This is a genomic window from Rhodococcus sp. 05-2254-5, assembly GCF_002258575.1.
Classification (GTDB): domain Bacteria; phylum Actinomycetota; class Actinomycetes; order Mycobacteriales; family Mycobacteriaceae; genus Rhodococcoides; species Rhodococcoides fascians.
Genome location: NZ_NOZG01000026.1, coordinates 316,985 through 332,891 on the forward strand (window position 1 = coordinate 316,985; position 15,907 = coordinate 332,891).

The 15,907-nt window shown below is 65.4% G+C and carries 15 protein-coding genes; 9 read left to right on the forward strand and 6 right to left on the reverse strand.

Annotation, left to right across the window (positions count from 1 at the left end; genetic code table 11):
* Window positions 1-34: 34 nt before the first annotated feature.
* The 3 genes from CH278_RS17325 to yaaA all read right to left on the reverse strand — a co-directional run bounded on the left by CH278_RS17325 (window position 35) and on the right by yaaA (window position 2,950).
* The gene (locus tag CH278_RS17325) at window positions 35-934 is read right to left on the reverse strand and encodes a nuclear transport factor 2 family protein (protein ID WP_094622439.1); all 900 of its coding nucleotides are present in this window, start codon (window positions 932-934) and stop codon (window positions 35-37) included.
* A gap of 64 nt (window positions 935-998) precedes the next feature.
* A complete protein-coding gene (locus CH278_RS17330; RefSeq protein WP_094622440.1) occupies window positions 999-2,210 on the reverse strand; it encodes a DUF2786 domain-containing protein in 1,212 nt (403 codons plus the stop codon).
* On the reverse strand, window positions 2,207-2,950 hold the full coding sequence (gene yaaA / locus CH278_RS17335) for a peroxide stress protein YaaA (protein WP_032370807.1): 744 nt from the start codon (window positions 2,948-2,950) through the stop codon (window positions 2,207-2,209). The genes CH278_RS17330 and yaaA overlap by 4 nt, the downstream gene beginning before the upstream one ends.
* A gap of 70 nt (window positions 2,951-3,020) precedes the next feature.
* On the opposite strand from yaaA, the gene CH278_RS17340 reads away from it, so the two are divergent.
* Together CH278_RS17340 and CH278_RS17345 are read left to right on the forward strand one after the other, a co-directional pair.
* A complete protein-coding gene (locus tag CH278_RS17340; RefSeq protein WP_094622441.1) occupies window positions 3,021-4,772 on the forward strand; it encodes a proline--tRNA ligase in 1,752 nt (583 codons plus the stop codon).
* A gap of 91 nt (window positions 4,773-4,863) precedes the next feature.
* Window positions 4,864-6,585: an acyl-CoA dehydrogenase family protein gene (locus CH278_RS17345; protein WP_094622442.1), complete on the forward strand. Its 1,722-nt coding sequence runs from the start codon at window positions 4,864-4,866 to the stop codon at window positions 6,583-6,585.
* 3 nt (window positions 6,586-6,588) lie between these two features.
* On the opposite strand, the gene CH278_RS17350 is transcribed toward CH278_RS17345, so the two are convergent.
* Window positions 6,589-7,203 carry a TetR/AcrR family transcriptional regulator gene (locus tag CH278_RS17350; protein WP_256991866.1) on the reverse strand — a complete coding sequence of 205 codons (615 nt, stop codon included), beginning with the start codon at window positions 7,201-7,203 and terminating at the stop codon, window positions 6,589-6,591.
* An 83-nt stretch (window positions 7,204-7,286) separates the two neighbouring features.
* Here CH278_RS17350 and CH278_RS17355 point away from each other — a divergent pair, with 83 nt between their 5' ends.
* On the forward strand, window positions 7,287-8,744 hold the full coding sequence (locus tag CH278_RS17355) for an MFS transporter (protein WP_094622443.1): 1,458 nt from the start codon (window positions 7,287-7,289) through the stop codon (window positions 8,742-8,744).
* Here the strand turns inward: CH278_RS17355 and CH278_RS17360 are convergent.
* On the reverse strand, window positions 8,707-9,147 hold the full coding sequence (locus tag CH278_RS17360) for a ferritin-like domain-containing protein (protein ID WP_094622444.1): 441 nt from the start codon (window positions 9,145-9,147) through the stop codon (window positions 8,707-8,709). The two genes, CH278_RS17355 and CH278_RS17360, sit on opposite strands and share 38 nt — an antisense overlap.
* Entirely contained in the window at window positions 9,144-9,653 is a 510-nt protein-coding gene (locus tag CH278_RS17365; RefSeq protein ID WP_094622445.1) for a hypothetical protein, read from the reverse strand. Before CH278_RS17365 ends, CH278_RS17360 begins: the two co-directional genes overlap by 4 nt.
* A 185-nt stretch (window positions 9,654-9,838) precedes the next feature.
* Here CH278_RS17365 and rimP point away from each other — a divergent pair, with 185 nt between their 5' ends.
* The 6 genes from rimP to rbfA all read left to right on the forward strand — a co-directional run bounded on the left by rimP (window position 9,839) and on the right by rbfA (window position 15,906).
* Window positions 9,839-10,414 (forward strand): ribosome maturation factor RimP, encoded by a 576-nt coding sequence (gene rimP / locus CH278_RS17370; protein WP_094622520.1) that lies wholly within the window; start codon window positions 9,839-9,841, stop codon window positions 10,412-10,414.
* Complete coding sequence (gene nusA, locus CH278_RS17375; protein WP_027496745.1) at window positions 10,411-11,418, forward strand: transcription termination factor NusA; 1,008 nt, start codon at window positions 10,411-10,413, stop codon at window positions 11,416-11,418. Before rimP ends, nusA begins: the two co-directional genes overlap by 4 nt.
* A gap of 96 nt (window positions 11,419-11,514) precedes the next feature.
* Window positions 11,515-11,847, forward strand: a complete 333-nt coding sequence (locus tag CH278_RS17380) for a YlxR family protein (protein ID WP_052053323.1) — start codon at window positions 11,515-11,517, stop codon at window positions 11,845-11,847.
* A gap of 97 nt (window positions 11,848-11,944) precedes the next feature.
* Complete coding sequence (gene infB, locus CH278_RS17385) at window positions 11,945-14,869, forward strand: translation initiation factor IF-2 (RefSeq protein ID WP_094622447.1); 2,925 nt, start codon at window positions 11,945-11,947, stop codon at window positions 14,867-14,869.
* Between the two features lie 157 nt (window positions 14,870-15,026).
* On the forward strand, window positions 15,027-15,317 hold the full coding sequence (locus CH278_RS17390) for a DUF503 domain-containing protein (protein WP_027496748.1): 291 nt from the start codon (window positions 15,027-15,029) through the stop codon (window positions 15,315-15,317).
* A 100-nt stretch (window positions 15,318-15,417) separates the two neighbouring features.
* Complete coding sequence (rbfA, locus tag CH278_RS17395) at window positions 15,418-15,906, forward strand: 30S ribosome-binding factor RbfA (RefSeq protein ID WP_094622521.1); 489 nt, start codon at window positions 15,418-15,420, stop codon at window positions 15,904-15,906.
* The last annotated feature ends 1 nt before the right edge of the window (window position 15,907 follow it).

Genomic DNA, 15,907 nt, shown 5'->3' on the forward strand with positions numbered 1-15,907 from the left:
TGCCTTGCCGGCGGTCATCGACCGACAGCGGTCGCTACTCCGGAACGACGTCCCAGTGCTCGACGATGGCGCCGTCGAACCGGAAGATGTCTCCCGCGACGAAGGGGTCGGATTCTGCTGCGTTCGGCGCTTTCGCGAACGTCCACACCAGATCGCCGTCGGCCAGCGAGACGACCGATTCCGAGGCAGGGAACTGCGCGCCGCCGGCGAAGAACTGTTGCAGTGCCGCGGTGCCGTTGCCCGCAATCGGATTGTGTTGCAGGTAGGACGGGGCGAAGTCGGTCCCGAGCACGGACGCGTCGTGTTCGCGGAAGAGCGCGTCGTAGGTAGCCGTCACCGACATGCGTCGGCGCTCTTCCTCGTCCTCGGTCGGCTCGGTGGGCGCGGTCGGGTAGCGGTAGAGGTCACTGAACATGGTGTTGCCGCTCATCGACGTGGCCGGCACGGATTGCGTCATGGCCCAGTGCTCGGTGACCTTGCCGCCGTCGAAGGCGAAGAGGTCGATGTTCGCCTCACCGGTGGTCTCGGATGCCGGATCAGCGGTGGCCTGCCAGTGCACTGCCACCCATCTGCCATCGGCCGCGACATGCTTGACGACGGCTCGTGCACCGGGAATCCGTGTCCGGGTGGCCTCGAATCGGGCGACGATCGCGTCGGGCCCCACCGCTGGTCCAGGTCGATCGACGGCGTTCTCCGCCACGACCGACGCAGCGGCGGCAGGTTCTTCGGCCGTGAACGCAGATTCGAAGAGCGTCAGCGCTGCTTCTTCGTTGCGTGATTCGGTGATGCTGTCGGAGCGGTCGTCGGGCGACTGCGCGGCGACGGAGACGTCGTTCGGCTCCGGGGTGGAGGGCGACGTACCGCACGCCGTGATGGCGGACAGTGCGACCAGAACGGGCACGGTGAGTCGAGCAGCTGCGCGTGTTCGGTTCATGTCTGCTCAACTGACTTGAAGCTACAACAGTTCCCGAATCGGACGACGAACCTCGTGGAATGTTTCAGCGGGACAGATCGGCTCGGTCGGCCGCGGCTCGTCCCGAGTCCCATCCTTCGGCATCGAGGCGCGGGCCTCGCATCGGCTTGGCGGTGGGAAAGAGGCGGTCGAACTCCGCTTCCACGGCAACGGTCTGTGCCGCGAGAATCGGCAGCAGGTCGCCCGATTCCTGTCTCGCCTCGTCGAGGGCATGCGCGTCGGCATCGGTGAGACGATCTCCGATGCGGATGGCGTAGGCGTAGAGGAACGCCTTGCCGAATGCGGCCGAGCCGGCCTTCTTTCGCTTCTTGGCTTCCGGGGAGTGGCCGAGAGCTCGGGTTGCCTGCACCAGCAACGAGGTGAAGACGAGCTCGGCCTGTTCCACGTCTACCGGCGCGCCCACCAGCGTCGCAACGGCGTACTCCGCGTCCCAGATCGTCTTGACCCGGTTGGCAGTACCGGCGACGTGCAAGAGCTGGGCTTTGGCGGGTGCGTGCGGACCGTCGATGTGCACCCGTCGACCGCGAACGTCGAGATGACCCTCGGCCAACAGCAGCGTGTCGATCGAGTATCGCGTCATCAACTCCTGCGCCTTGGCGGTCAGCGTCTCGGCTTCCTCCGCGAAATCGGTGGCATCGGCCTTGGCCAGCAGACCGCGAATCTTGGCCAGCATCTTGCTGTTCGGTGAATCCGAGCCGGTGGTCGTCGGCACCGACGAGCGTGTGCGGGGCCACTGCGAAGGCTTGGCACCCAGTTGCGGCCAACGGGGGAGGGTTTGCCACTGGCCGAGCAGCGTGAGCACGTCGAGCCACTGATCGCTGGCGGCGATGTAGTCGGACTTGCCGGACGCCACGAGGTACGCCGTGAGGAAGTCGGGAGTGGCGTCCACTCGGGCTGCGACCGTCGGGAACTGTTCGCAGATCGCCGACATCTGATCGACCCAATCGTGCGGGGCGCGGGAGTCCGCTTCGATGAGATCGGCATGGTGCAGCAGCGCCGCAGCAGCGAGATTCGTCACGGCCACCGTGTGCTGACGCCGGACCACATGCATCAGATCCAGTGGTTGCCAACCGTTCTCGTACAGCGTGCCGATCATGTTGGTCAGTGCCAGCGTGCCGAGTTCGTTCGCGTGCATCGAGACCAGACGGTCGGCGATGTCGTCGGCGATGCGTTGACTCTTGTTCTTGCCGACGGATGCGTCGGCTCCTTGTCGCAGCAGTTCCGGAACGGCGCTCATTCGGTGAGCACGATCAGTTCGGTGTCCGACGCCACTTCGACTCGAAGACCCGCCTTCGACGCCACGCGCGCAACAGCTTTCACATCTTTGGGCTCGGCCGTGGTCAGGGTCAGCGCGCGGGCGAGCAATCCCTTGTGATGCTTGTTGAAGTGGCTCACCACCGACCGACTGCCGTCGGGCTTCTCGGTGAGCACCGTTGCCGTGATCGCCCCGGGGATGGGCCCGAGCTGTTGATAGGTGCCGGACCGGAGGTCGACGACGATTCCCTCGGCCTCGGTGAGAAGGGCCTCGGACAGTCGAGGCTTCCAGTGCGCTCGCAACGTCCCGAAGTTCGGAATGGACGACCCGCCGGAGAGTCGATAGGACGGAATCGGGTCGGACGCGCGAACGGCCCCGAACAGTGCCGACCCGATCCACAGCCTGGCATCCGCACGCGCGCGTCCGGCACGGGTGAAGGTCGACGCCCCGAGAGCGTCGTACAGCACTCCTGTGTACCGGCGCAGGGCGGGAGTGGTGGGCGAGGCGAACAGGCGGACGTTTCGTTCGATCTCGTCCACCTGGGTCGGACCGAGACCGAGAGCGGTGATGGACGCGTCGACGTCGCCGGAGAGCCGGACCAGGGCGTCGGCAAGCGTTCGTCGGAGCGGAAGCAGGGACGGCAACGACAACCGGTCCAGATCGAGAGGTGCTCCGGAACCGCCGTCGGACTTCGTCTCGGAGGGAGGCAGCAGAATCAGCACGGGGGTCAAGGCTACTCACTTCGCGGCCGCCTATCCGCAGGCGCTGCACCACCGACTAGTCTGACAACCCGTGATCACCCGTCTTTCGCAGCTGTTCCTTCGTACCCTTCGCGACGACCCGGCCGACGCCGAGGTCGACAGTCACAAGCTGTTGGTTCGCGCCGGCTACGTTCGTCGTATCGCGCCGGGCGTCTATTCGTGGCTGCCGCTGGGTCTCCGGGTGCTGCGACAGGTCGAACGCGTCGTCCGCGAGGAAATGAACGCCATCGGGGCGCAGGAAATTTCGCTGCCCGCCCTGCTGCCGCGTGAGCCGTACGAGACGACGAACCGGTGGACCGAATACGGGGACGCACTGTTCCGGTTGCAGGATCGCAAGGGCAACGACATGCTTCTCGGTCCGACCCACGAAGAGCTGTTCGCGTTGACGGTCAAGGCCGAATACAACTCCTACAAGGACCTGCCGGTCACGCTGTACCAAATTCAGACCAAGTATCGCGACGAAGAGCGTCCTCGCGCCGGCATTCTGCGCGGACGCGAATTCGTCATGAAGGATTCCTACTCCTTCGACATGGACGAGGACGGACTGAAGCGGTCCTACGCCGCACACCGCGACGCTTACCAGCGCATCTTCGCCAGGCTCGGGGTCAGCTACGTCATCGTCGCCGCGACGTCCGGCGCGATGGGCGGAAGTGCGTCCGAGGAATTCCTGGCCGAGAGCGACATCGGCGAGGACACCTACGTTCGGTGCATCGAATCGGGATACGCGGCCAACGTCGAGGCCGTCACGACCCCGGCACCGGACCCCATCGCCATCGAGGGGCAGCCTGCCGCGGTCGCCTACGAGACGGGCAACACTCCCACCATCGCGACGCTGGTCGAGTGGGCGAACGGCGCAGATCTGGGTCGTACCGTCACCGGTGCCGACACGCTCAAGAACATCCTGCTCAAGGTGCGGTCCGCCGGTGGCGAGTGGGAGCTGCTGGCCATCGGCCTGCCCGGTGACCGTGAGGTGGACGAGAAGCGCCTCGAAGCATCGCTAGAGCCTGCCGAATTCGCATTGCTGACCGACGCGGACTTTGCTGCTCACCCGTTTCTGATCAAGGGATACATCGGGCCGCGTGCGCTGCAGGCCAACGGAGTTCGCTACCTCGTCGACCCCCGGGTGGTGAACGGAACATCGTGGATCACCGGTGCCGATGTGCAGGGCAAGCACGTGGTGAACCTCGTGGCCGGCCGTGACTTCGTTCCCGACGGCACCATCGAGGCCGCCGAGGTGCGTGACGGGGACATGTCACCCGACGGACAGGGGCCGCTGGTCAGCGCTCGCGGAATCGAGATCGGGCACATCTTCCAGTTGGGCTACAAGTACACCGATGCATTCTCGGTCGACGTACTCGGCGAGACCGGCAAGCCCGTGCGACTCGTACAGGGTTCCTACGGCGTCGGTGTCTCCCGTCTGGTGGCCGTCATCGCCGAGCAGATGCACGACGACAAGGGCCTTCGGTGGCCGTCGGAGGTAGCACCCGCCGACGTACATCTGGTGATCGCGAACAAGGACGAGGCCGCGCGCGCCGGCGCAGAATCCATTGCGACGCAACTCGATTCGCAGGGTATCGAGGTTCTCTTCGACGACCGCAAGGCCTCGCCCGGCGTGAAGTTCAAGGACTCCGAACTGATCGGTGTTCCGCTCGTCGTCGTCCTCGGCCGCGGTTGGGCCGATGGCAAGGTCGAAATCCGGGATCGATTCTCGGGTGAGAGCCGTGAACTCGACATCGATTCCGCGGTCGACGAGATCGTCGCCGCGGTGCGCGCCACCACGTAACAGCCCGTCCCGATTTCTCCACGCTCGATCTCCCCACGCACCGGTCTACTCGCTGGTAGCTTCGGGTCACACGACTAGGAGAGGTCACACCGTGGCTCAGTTTGCGCTGTTCGATCCGACAACGTTCGATCCCGCCGAGCTCGACGAGGAGTCTCGTCGTCAGCTCCGCGCGCTGATCGATTGGTTCGAGGATCGCGGTAAAGCCAGGCTGCTCGCCGACGATCTCGAGGGAGTCTGGCCCGCCGACTTCCTCGAGTTCGTCGCAGCCCAGAAACTGTTCGCCACGTTCTCGACGCCGGCCGAGTATGCGAACGGGTTGCCCAACGCTCGTTGGGACGCTGCCCGCAACGCTGCTCTGAGCGAAATTCTCGGGTTCTACGGCTTGGCCTACTGGTACACCTGGCAGGTCACGGTGCTCGGCCTCGGCCCGATCTGGATGAGCGACAACGACGACGCCAAGCGCCGCGCAGCGCGTGAGCTCGACCGCGGCGGCGTCATGGCATTCGGATTGTCCGAGCGCGCACACGGTGCCGACGTCTACTCCACCGACATGCTGTTGACGTCCGCCGTCGACGACGACCTCGAGTTCACCGCGTCGGGGGAGAAGTACTACATCGGTAACGGCAACGTGGCGGGCATGGTGTCGGTGTTCGGTAGACGCACCGACATCGACGGGCCGGAGTCGTACGTCTTCTTCGTCGCCGACAGCTCGCATCCCGCGTATCGGTTGCGCGAGAGCGTCGTTCACGGCCAGATGTACGTCAGTACCTTCTCGCTCGAGAATTATCCCGTTCGCCGCGAGGACATTCTGCATACCGGACCCGACGCGTTCTCGGCTGCACTGAACACCGTCAACGTCGGCAAGTTCAACCTCTGCACCGGCTCGATCGGCATCTGCGAGCACGCGTTCTACGAGGCGATCACACACGCCAACAATCGGATTCTGTACGGCAACCGTGTCACCGAATTCCCCCACGTGCGCAGTGCGTTTGTCGATGCCTACTCGCGGCTGACCGCCATGAAGCTGTTCAGCGCGCGTGCTCTGGACTACTTCCGCGCTGCGGGTCCCGGCGACCGCCGCTACCTGTTGTTCAACCCCATGACCAAGGCCAAGGTGACGTCCGAGGGCGAGTCGGTGGTTCGCTTGCTGCACGACGTCATCGCCGCCAAGGGGTACGAGAAGAACACCTACTTCCGTGAAGCCGCGCAACTCATCGGTACATTGCCGAAACTCGAGGGAACGGTGCATGTCAACGTCGCCCTGATGCTCAAGTTCATGCCGGCATACATGTTCTCGCCCACCGATCAGGCGGAGGTGGCCACGTTCACCGACGCCGTCGACGACGGATTCTTCTTCGCCCAAGGCCCCGCTCGCGGCGCGAGTTCGGTTCGGTTCCACGATTGGAACCCGGTGTATCGCAAGCATTCCGGTGTTCCCAACGTGGGTCGTTTCTACGAGCAGGCCCAGGCGTTCGCGTCGTTCCTCGCCGAGTGTGCCCCCGACGAGTCGCAGCAACAGGACCTCGACTTCCTGCTCGTGGTGGGGCATCTGTTCTCACTCGTCGTCTACGGCCACCTGATCCTCGAACAGGCCGACGAGATCTCCACCGACATGCTGGATCAGATCTTCGACTTCCAGATCAGGGACTTCTCCGGCTACGCCGTCGCGCTGTACGGAAAGCCGTCGTCGACCGATGCGCAGCAGAAATGGGCGCTGGACGCCGTACGCAAGCCGGTGGTGGACGCAGCAAGATTCGAGACGGTCTGGAACGACGTCGTCACGTACGACGGTCGGTACGAGATGCGCCCCTAGGCGTCACAGCTGTCCGGAATCGGCTGGGACGAGCTTGGTTCCGAACGCGCACATCGTCATCTCGTGCAGTCCCTCGCTGTCCTCCGGATGCTCCGGTGCCTGCATCGACAACAAGACGTTGAGCAGCATTCCGTGTGCGATGAACTGCCGAGCCTGATCTTCCGAACACCCGGTACCGCTGCGGATCTGGTTGTAGATCGCGCCCATTCCTTCTCGTGCCTGGCGGCTGATCTCGGGTACCGACCCTGCACCGAACCCGTGCATCATGACCATCAAAAGGTCGCGATCGGCCACCAGATCGGCGTAGGCACCGCCCAGGTCGGCCCAGGTCTCGTCGTCCGTCGGGTCCAGAGGCCCCGAAGCCAGCACTGCGTCGAATGCCGTCATGATGCCGTCGATGGAGCGTTGGAAGACCAGCCGAAACAATTCGACTTTGGTTCCGAACATCCGAACCACATACGGCTGCGAGACGCCCGCTTCCTTGGCCACCGCATCGGTGCTCGTCCCGGCGAAGCCCCCGCGTGCGAACGCTCGTGTCGCGGCGTCGAGGACGAGTTCTCGACGGTCGGCCGCGTCCATTCGGGTTGCTCGGGGCTTGGGCGTGGGAGTGTCGGACATATTGACAGGTTATCAGTCGATAACTTACGGTCGCATCATAAGTAATCATTCGATGCTTACATACTCGAGACGGGACGTTCGCCATGACCGCTACAGCCGCTCCGCCTGCAGTGCACCCCGCCGCTCGGTCGATTCCCGTGTGGCTGGGAATCGTCGCCGCATCCCTGCCCATGTTCATGGCAACCCTCGACAATCTGGTGATGACCAGCGCGCTGCCGGTGGTTCAGCAGGATCTGAATGCGTCGGTCGGACAGCTGCAGTGGTTCCTCAACGCCTACACGCTGAGCTTCGCGACATTCATGCTCACTGCAGCGACCTTGGGCGATCGCTGGGGCAGGCGCGCGGTCTTCCTCGGCGGGATAGCGCTGTTCACCGCGGCCTCCGTGGCCAGCGCGCTCGCCACGAGTCCGGCAATGCTCATCGCCGCACGGGCGATACAGGGCCTCGGTGCCGCGGCGATCATGCCGCTGTCACTGACTCTGCTCGCAGCTGTCGTTCCGATTGCCAAGCGCGCCATGGCAATCGGAATCTGGGGCGGTGTCTCGGGCCTCGGTGTCGCACTCGGGCCTGTCGTCGGTGGTGCGGTCGTCGACGGTATTTCCTGGCAAGCGATCTTCTGGATCAACGTCCCGGTGGCGCTCGTCGCGGTACCGCTGGCGTACATCGCCCTGACCGAGTCGACCGGGCGCAGGCAACCTCTCGATCTGCTGGGTGTGGTGCTCGCGGGAGGCGGGGTGTTCTTGCTCGTGTGGGCGGTGGTCCACGGCAACGACGACGGATGGGCATCGACCACCGTGCTCGCGAGCTTCGTCGGCTCTGCGGTGCTTCTCCTCGCGTTCGTCTCCCGAGCATGGCGAACCCCGTTCTCGGTACTGCCGTTGACGCTCTTCCGATCACGCAGTTTCACGCTGGCGAACATCATCGGAATCACGTTCTCGCTCGGCATGTTCGGGGCCGTGTTCCTGCTTGCTCAGTACCTGCAGATAGTGATGCACTACAGCCCGTTCGAGGCGGGCCTGCGCACATTGCCCTGGACCGCCGCGCCTATGGTGGTCGCACCCATTGCGGGTCTCGTGGCCGATCGAGTCGGCCTGCGCGGCTTGTTGGTGTCCGGACTGGCGTTGCAGTCGCTGTCACTGGTGTGGATGGCACTGATCCTCGGACCCGACACCGCCTACCTGTCGATGGTGCCCGCGCTGCTGATGGCCGGAGTCGGCATGGGGTTGACCTTCGCGCCCTCGGCGACCGCAGTGTTGCGAGACATGGACGACGACGATCACGCCACGGCGAGTAGTGCGAACTCCACTGTGCGGGAAGTGGGAATTGCGCTCGGAATCGCCGTCCTGACGGCGGTGTTCATCGGAAACGGAGGATCACTCACCCCCGCTGGATACACCGACGCGTTGGCACCCGCTCTACTCGTAGGCGCAGGGGCGGTGGCGATCGGATTGGTTGCGGCACTGTTCATGCCGGGTCGTTCCGCCGGTCCGGCGGACGACGTGGTCACGGCTGACCGGGAAAAGCCGTCGACGACGGGATGACACCCAGGATCTGCTGCCATCTGGCCAGTCTGATCGCGGCCTCGGTCAGTGCCTGGACGCCCATCTCGCGAGTGCCGCCGGATCGACTGCGCTCGACGGCCGAGCGCCACGCCACACTCGTGTCGATCTCTGCCTGAACAGCGAGCTGCACAGCCGAGATCGCATTGGTCACCGGAAACGGCGACGCGTATGCCGGATCGGGCAGGGGCGCTGTGACGCTGGCCGCGCGGAGTGCGTCGATGGTCGAGTCTCGACGCGCTCGGTGTGCCGCGGTGCACGCGGCCACCATGTCTGCTCGGGTCGGGTTGGAGAACGCCGCGACGATCCCGTACGCGAAGACGGCTGCGTACTCGGCGACGAGTGCATCGACGAGCCCCTGTTGTTCGGGTCCGAGATCGCTCATGCGAGTACCACCTGAGCGAACACCGTGCACGAGGCACTGATCGACCCGAGAAGGCCGGCGCGATAACCGCTTTCGTCGCGGGCGGCGGTCGCCGCACTGCGTGCCGAGGCGGTCAGCGCATCGCGCACCGCGGCGAGATCGGGTGGCGGCGCGGACTGGGCCGCGGTCGTGGTCGTCGTGGCAGTCGTCGACGAGGTGTCGGTGGTCGCTCCGGTAGCCCGGGCGATCTCGGTCTCGAGTGCATCCGCATGTTCGGTCCGCTGGGCCGCGACCACGCCGAGAGCTCCTGCGTAATCGGGAGCGACCGCTGCCGCCGAAGACGCAGCCGCGGCGTCGGAGCGAGCGGAGCGCAACTGTGCCGTCAGAGAATCGAGTGCGGGACCGGAAATTTCCTCCGCGCCGCAAGCCGTGACGGTCGACGCCGTGGCCGCAGTGAGTACGGCGGCACCGGCGAGCCGGAACAACCCACGTCTGTTCAACGAGAGAGGGGCGGTCGGCGTGGGCACCCCGATATCGTGCCAGACCCTCGACCGTGTCGGACCCTCGAGGCGACACGCGCCGTGCCCGTGTGTCGCCTCGGCCGTGCGTGGTCGCGAGCACCACCTGCGGGGCGGTAGTCTGTTGGTTCACCAAACGCGGTCCGGCGCACCTGTGCCGCATTGCCGACAACTACACACGAGGAGTTCGCGACATGCCTGTTCCGTCCCAGGAAAGGGTTGTCGAACTGCTCGGCGACCTGGTTCGAGATCGGGGCTACGACCTCGAGGACGTGAACGTGGTCGCTGCCGGTAAGCACAGTGCCGTGCGCATCATGGTCGACCGTGAAGACGGCGTCGACCTCGACGCGCTGCCGGAGTTGAGCCGGGTGATCTCCGATGTGTTCGACGGCGTGACCGATTTCGGCGAAGCGCCGTACACCCTCGAGGTCACCACTCCCGGAATCGATCGCCCGTTGACACAACCACGGCATTGGCGTCGCGCGCGTGGTCGCAAGGTGCGGATCGAACTCGCCGACGGCAAGGTCGAGGGCCGCGTCGGACTTCTCGACGGTGACTCGGTTGCCCTCGTGATCAAGGACAAGGGAGTTCTCTCGACACGATCGATCGCGCTGGTCGATGTTGTGAAAGCTGTTGTGCAGGTAGAATTTTCGCGGCCGACCGCAGAAGAGATGGATCTTGCGGGCGGCGTGGTGGGCGGTAGGCCGTCACCCGCGAACACCGACGAAATCGTGAATGTGGAAGCACCGGAAGAAGGGTCGGACAAGTGAATATCGATATTGCAGCTCTGCGCGCCATCGAGGCGGACAAGGGCGTTCCGATCGAGATGGTGATCTCGACGATCCAGACCGCGCTGTTGACCGCCTACCGGCACACCGAGGGGCACCAGTCCAACGCGCGAATCGACGTCGATCGCAAGACCGGTTCCGTCCGGGTGATGGCCAAGGAGTTCGACGCCGAGGGCAATCTGATCTCCGAGTGGGACGACACTCCGGAAGGCTTCGGCCGGATCGCTGCCACCACCGCTCGTCAGGTGATTCTGCAGCGTTTGCGCGATGCGGAGCACGAGCGCTCCTTCGGGGAGTACTCGACCCACGAGGGTGAGATCGTCAACGGCGTCATCCAGCGCGATACGCGCGCCAACGCCAAGGGCACCGTCATCGTCCGGATCGGCAGCGAGGCGAATGGGGCCGACGGCCTGCTTCCGCCCGCCGAGCAGGTTCCGGGGGAGACGTACGAGCACGGTGAGCGCATCAAGTGCTACGTCGTCGGAGTCGCGCGGGGCAACCGCGGCCCGCAGATCACGCTCTCGCGCACACACCCCAATCTGGTGCGCAAGTTGTTCGCGCTCGAGGTGCCCGAGATCGCCGACGGTTCGGTCGACATCGTGGCGGTAGCGCGTGAATCAGGGCACCGCTCGAAGATCGCGGTCGCGTCGACGGTCTCGGGCCTGAACGCCAAGGGTGCATGTATCGGGCCGATGGGGCAGCGCGTGCGGAATGTGATGAGCGAACTGGCCGGCGAGAAGATCGACATCATCGACTTCGACGAGGACCCGGCGACGTTCGTCGGGAATGCACTGTCGCCGTCGAAGGTTGTGTCTGTGACCGTGGTGGACGCAGCCGCTCGCGCGGCGCGAGTGGTGGTCCCGGAGTACCAGTTGTCGCTGGCGATCGGCAAGGAAGGGCAGAACGCTCGACTTGCCGCTCGATTGACCGGTTGGCGTATCGACATCCGCAGTGACGCGGCGGCACCCGAGACGACCAGCGCCTAGGGCCGGAATGCGGAGATCGAGGCAATACAGCGGTAGAGTGGTCGATGGTTCGGTAACGACCTCTCCGCTCGGAGACGTGAACGCGAGAATCCGGTTGTGACAAGCCGGCCGATTCGTACATGTGTCGGGTGCAGGGAGCGAGTGCCGGCCGCCGATCTGTTGAGGATCGTGGTTCGAGAAGCTGGTTCGTACGAATTCGCTCTCGTCCCCGACATCCGGCATTCGATGTCCGGTCGTGGTGCTTGGTTGCACTACAACCGAGAATGCCTGCACAATGCGGAACGTCGCCGAGTCTTCGGCCGCGCGTTTCGGATATCGGGAAATGTGGAATCGTCCGCAGTATCGGACGTGCTCGACGAGCACGAACGGCTGCACGGCGAGAACACGACAAGAGCAACACCCGTCGACAAGAACAGGCAACAGCACTGATGAGCACACCGTGAAGCACCAACGATGAACGTCCATCGGAGATAACCCGAGGTCGTGCGGGCACCAAGCCTCGCTCGGCCTCTCAGTGAGGAGAGCAGTGGCAGGCAAGGCCCGCGTGCACGAGTTGGCAAAAGAACTCGGTGTCACCAGTAAGGAACTACTCGCACGGCTCAAAGAGCAAGGCGAGTTCGTCAAGTCCGCATCATCCACAGTCGAAGCCCCCGTGGCTCGTCGACTTCGTGAATCCTTCCCGTCCGCAAACGCGGACGCGCCGGCGTCCGGTGCAGCAGCACCCAACGGTCGCGCAGCAGCAGATCGTGCGTCGGATTCCGCCGCGAAGCCCGGCGCAGCAAAGCCGAGTGGACCTCGTCCCGGACCCAAGCCGGCATCCCGCCCGGCCGAGCCCGAGGCCCCCGCTGCACAGGCACCCGCAGCGCAAGCTCCGGCAGCACAGTCGCCCGTTGAGGTAGCTCCCGCTGCCCCGTCGGCACCGGCCGCTGCGCCCACGCCGGCACCGGCTGCGCCCACCCCTCGTCCGGCAGCACCCGCTGCTCCGGTCGAGCAGGCACCTGCCGCGTCGGCCGAGGCAACAGCGTCGGCTCCGGCCGCCCCCAAGCCCGCTGGTCCTGGCCCCAAGCCCGGCCCGAAGGCCCCGCGCGTCGGAAACAATCCGTACTCGTCGGCTCCGGTGGAACGACCGGCTCCGCGACCCGCTCCCGGTGCCGGTGCTCCCCGCCCCGGCGGCGGACGACCGGCTCCCGGACAGGGTGGACCCCGTCCGGCCGCACCGGCAGGCGGCGCTCGTCCGGCTCCCGGACAGGGCGGCCCCCGTCCCGCACCGGGTCAGGCCGGACCTCGGCCCAGCCCGGGCTCCATGCCTCCTCGCCCCAATCCGGGTGCGATGCCGACTCGTTCGGCACGTCCCGGCCCCGCAGCAGGACGTCCCGGTCGCCCCGGCGGCGCACCGGGTGGACGTCCGGGCGGCGGCGGTGGCGGTGGCTACCGCGGCGGTGGCGCGCCCGGTGGTGCACCGGCAGGCGGCGCTCCCGCAGGTGGCTTCCGTGGCCGTCCCGGCGGCGGTGGCCGTCCCGGTCAGCGTGGCGCAGCCGCAGGTGCGTTCGGTCGGCCCGGCGGAGCAGTCCGCCGCGGTCGCAAGTCGAAGCGGGCGAAACGCGCCGAGTACGAGAGCATGCAGGCTCCCGCGGTCGGCGGCGTCAGGCTGCCCCGCGGCAACGGCGAGACCATTCGTCTCGCCCGCGGAGCATCGCTGTCGGACTTCGCAGACAAGATCGACGCCAACCCCGCTGCACTCGTGCAGGCACTGTTCAACCTCGGTGAGATGGTCACCGCGACGCAGTCGGTCAACGACGAGACGCTGGAGCTTCTCGGCGGCGAGATGAACTACGTCGTGCAGGTCGTCAGTCCCGAGGACGAGGATCGCGAACTGCTCGATTCGTTCGACCTCACCTACGGCGAAGATGCCGGCGGCGAGGAAGATCTCGAGCAGCGTCCCCCGGTGGTCACCGTCATGGGCCACGTCGATCACGGTAAGACTCGACTGCTCGACTCGATTCGTAACACCACGGTGCGCGAAGGCGAGGCCGGCGGCATCACGCAGCACATCGGTGCGTACCAGGTGTTGACCGAGCTCGAAGGCAACGAGCGTCTCGTGACCTTCATCGACACCCCCGGTCACGAGGCCTTCACGGCCATGCGTGCTCGTGGTGCCAAGGCCACCGACCTTGCGATCCTCGTGGTCGCGGCCGACGACGGTGTCATGCCGCAGACGGTCGAAGCCATCAACCACGCCCAGGCGGCCGACGTGCCGATCGTGGTCGCGGTCAACAAGATCGACAAGGAAGGCGCGAACCCGGACAAGATCCGGCAGCAGCTGACCGAATACGGTCTGGTCGCCGAGGAATACGGCGGCGAGACGATGTTCGTCGACATCTCCGCCAAGCAGGGCACCAACATCGATGCCCTCCTCGAAGCGGTGCTGCTGACGGCCGATGCGTCACTCGATCTGCGTGCCAACCCGGACATGGATGCCCAGGGTGTCGCCATCGAGGCACACCTCGACCGCGGTCGCGGTCCGGTGGCCACCGTGCTCATCGCCCGCGGAACGCTGCGCGTCGGTGACTCGATCGTCGCCGGCGATGCCTACGGCCGCGTGCGTCGCATGGTCGACGAGCACGGCGAGGACGTCACCGAAGCGATGCCGTCCCGGCCCGTTCAGGTCATCGGCTTCACGTCGGTGCCCGGTGCAGGCGACAACCTTCTGGTCGTCGACGAGGACCGGATCGCCCGTCAGATCGCCGATCGCCGTAATGCCCGTAAGCGCAATGCTCTGGCGGCCAAGAGTCGCAAGCGCATCAGCCTCGACGATCTCGATGCAGCTCTGAAGGAGACTTCGCAGCTCAACCTGATCCTCAAGGGTGACAACTCGGGAACCGTCGAGGCGCTCGAAGAGGCCTTGCTCGGTATCCAGATCGACGACGAAGTCGAGTTGCGCGTCATCGACCGCGGTGTCGGTGGCGTCACGGAGACCAACGTCAACCTGGCGTCGGCATCCAACGCGATCATCATCGGCTTCAACGTGCGGGCCGAGGGCAAGGCAACCGAACTCGCCAACCGCGAGGGCGTCGACATTCGGTACTACTCGGTGATCTACCAGGCAATCGACGAGATCGAGAAGGCCCTCAAGGGCATGCTCAAGCCGATCTACGAAGAGGTCGCTCTGGGCCAGGCCGAGATCCGCGCGCTGTTCCGTTCCTCGAAGGTCGGAAACATCGCCGGTTGCCTCGTCACCTCCGGTACGATCCGTCGCAACGCCAAGGCGCGCCTGCTCCGTGACAATGCGGTCGTGGCCGAGACCGTGACGATCTCCTCGCTTCGCCGCGAGAAGGACGACGCAGTCGAGGTTCGTGAGGGATACGAGTGTGGTTTGACGGTGACGTACTCCGACATCAAGGTGGGCGATGTCATCGAGGCGTACGAGCTCCGTGAAAAGCCGCGCGACTAGAACAGGTCCGGAGCTGAACAGCTCCGTTCCCGGTCGCGTCGGCTCGGTGGTGAAGCCAGGGGAGTGACACTGCACTCCGGGGACGAGCCGGTGGTGGTACGACATATGTACCGCCACCGGCTTTGTCGTCGGAGCTGATCGAAGGGGCGACGTCAGCGTGTATCTGGGTGCTTTGGAGTTGGACGTGTTGTTGGGGGACGTGCGTTCGCTCGCTGAGAAACGGTCGATGGTGGAACCGGTTCTCGGCGATCTGCAGAGGCTGGGAGTGTCTGCCGCCGAAACCGGTGAGCGAGAACGTATTCGGCGTTCGATGTTGGGCGTGGCAGCGGCGGGCACGAACGTCGACCTGTTGCACGACAAGCTCGACGAGTGCGAGCGGCACGTCGCCGAGCGTCAGGATCTGGAACTGTTGGCAGTACGCCGAAGAATTTTCGGCCCCGAGGATTAGATCGGGGAGTTCGTCGAACGTGTTCGGCGAATGTTGGAGCGTAATCGCCGAGACGTCGCACTGCAGTGACGTCCGGCCATGAAAGAGGAGTGTGATTGTCGTGGTGGATCAGGCCAGGGCTCGTAAGTTGTCCAAGCGAATCGCCGCTATCGTTGCGACGGCGATCGACCACGAGATCAAAGATCCACGGTTGGCGTTCGTGACCATCACCGACACGAAGGTGACGGCTGACCTGCACGACGCCACGGTGTACTACACCGTGATGGGCGAGGATCTCGATACCCCGCCCGATCTGCAGGGAGCTGCGGCGGGTCTGGAGAAGGCCAAGGGCGTTCTCCGCTCGAAGGTCGGAGCCGGTACCGGTGTGCGGTTCACTCCGACGCTGACGTTCATGACGGATACCGTCCCCGACACCGCCCGGCACATGGAAGAGCTGCTCGAACGCGCTCGCGCAGCCGACGAGGAGCTGGCTCGCGCCCGGGCGAACGCGAAGCCTGCCGGAGACCCGGACCCGTACAAGGCTCCCCGCGAGGAGTCCCCCGCGGATCGCGGCGATGCAGAAGCCGTCGAGCCAGCCGAAGCCGACTGAG

Excerpts from the sequence above, each read along its gene's own strand:
- CH278_RS17360 (WP_094622444.1), bottom strand. The coding sequence starts at position 9,147 with ATGAGCGATCTCGGACCCGAACAACAGGGGCTCGTCGATGCACTCGTC.
- CH278_RS17330 (WP_094622440.1), bottom strand. The coding sequence starts at position 2,210 with ATGAGCGCCGTTCCGGAACTGCTGCGACAAGGAGCCGACGCATCCGTC.
- rimP (WP_094622520.1), top strand. The coding sequence starts at position 9,839 with ATGCCTGTTCCGTCCCAGGAAAGGGTTGTCGAACTGCTCGGCGACCTG.
- CH278_RS17325 (WP_094622439.1), bottom strand. The coding sequence starts at position 934 with ATGAACCGAACACGCGCAGCTGCTCGACTCACCGTGCCCGTTCTGGTC.
- CH278_RS17350 (WP_256991866.1), bottom strand. The coding sequence starts at position 7,203 with ATGTCCGACACTCCCACGCCCAAGCCCCGAGCAACCCGAATGGACGCG.
- CH278_RS17355 (WP_094622443.1), top strand. The coding sequence starts at position 7,287 with ATGACCGCTACAGCCGCTCCGCCTGCAGTGCACCCCGCCGCTCGGTCG.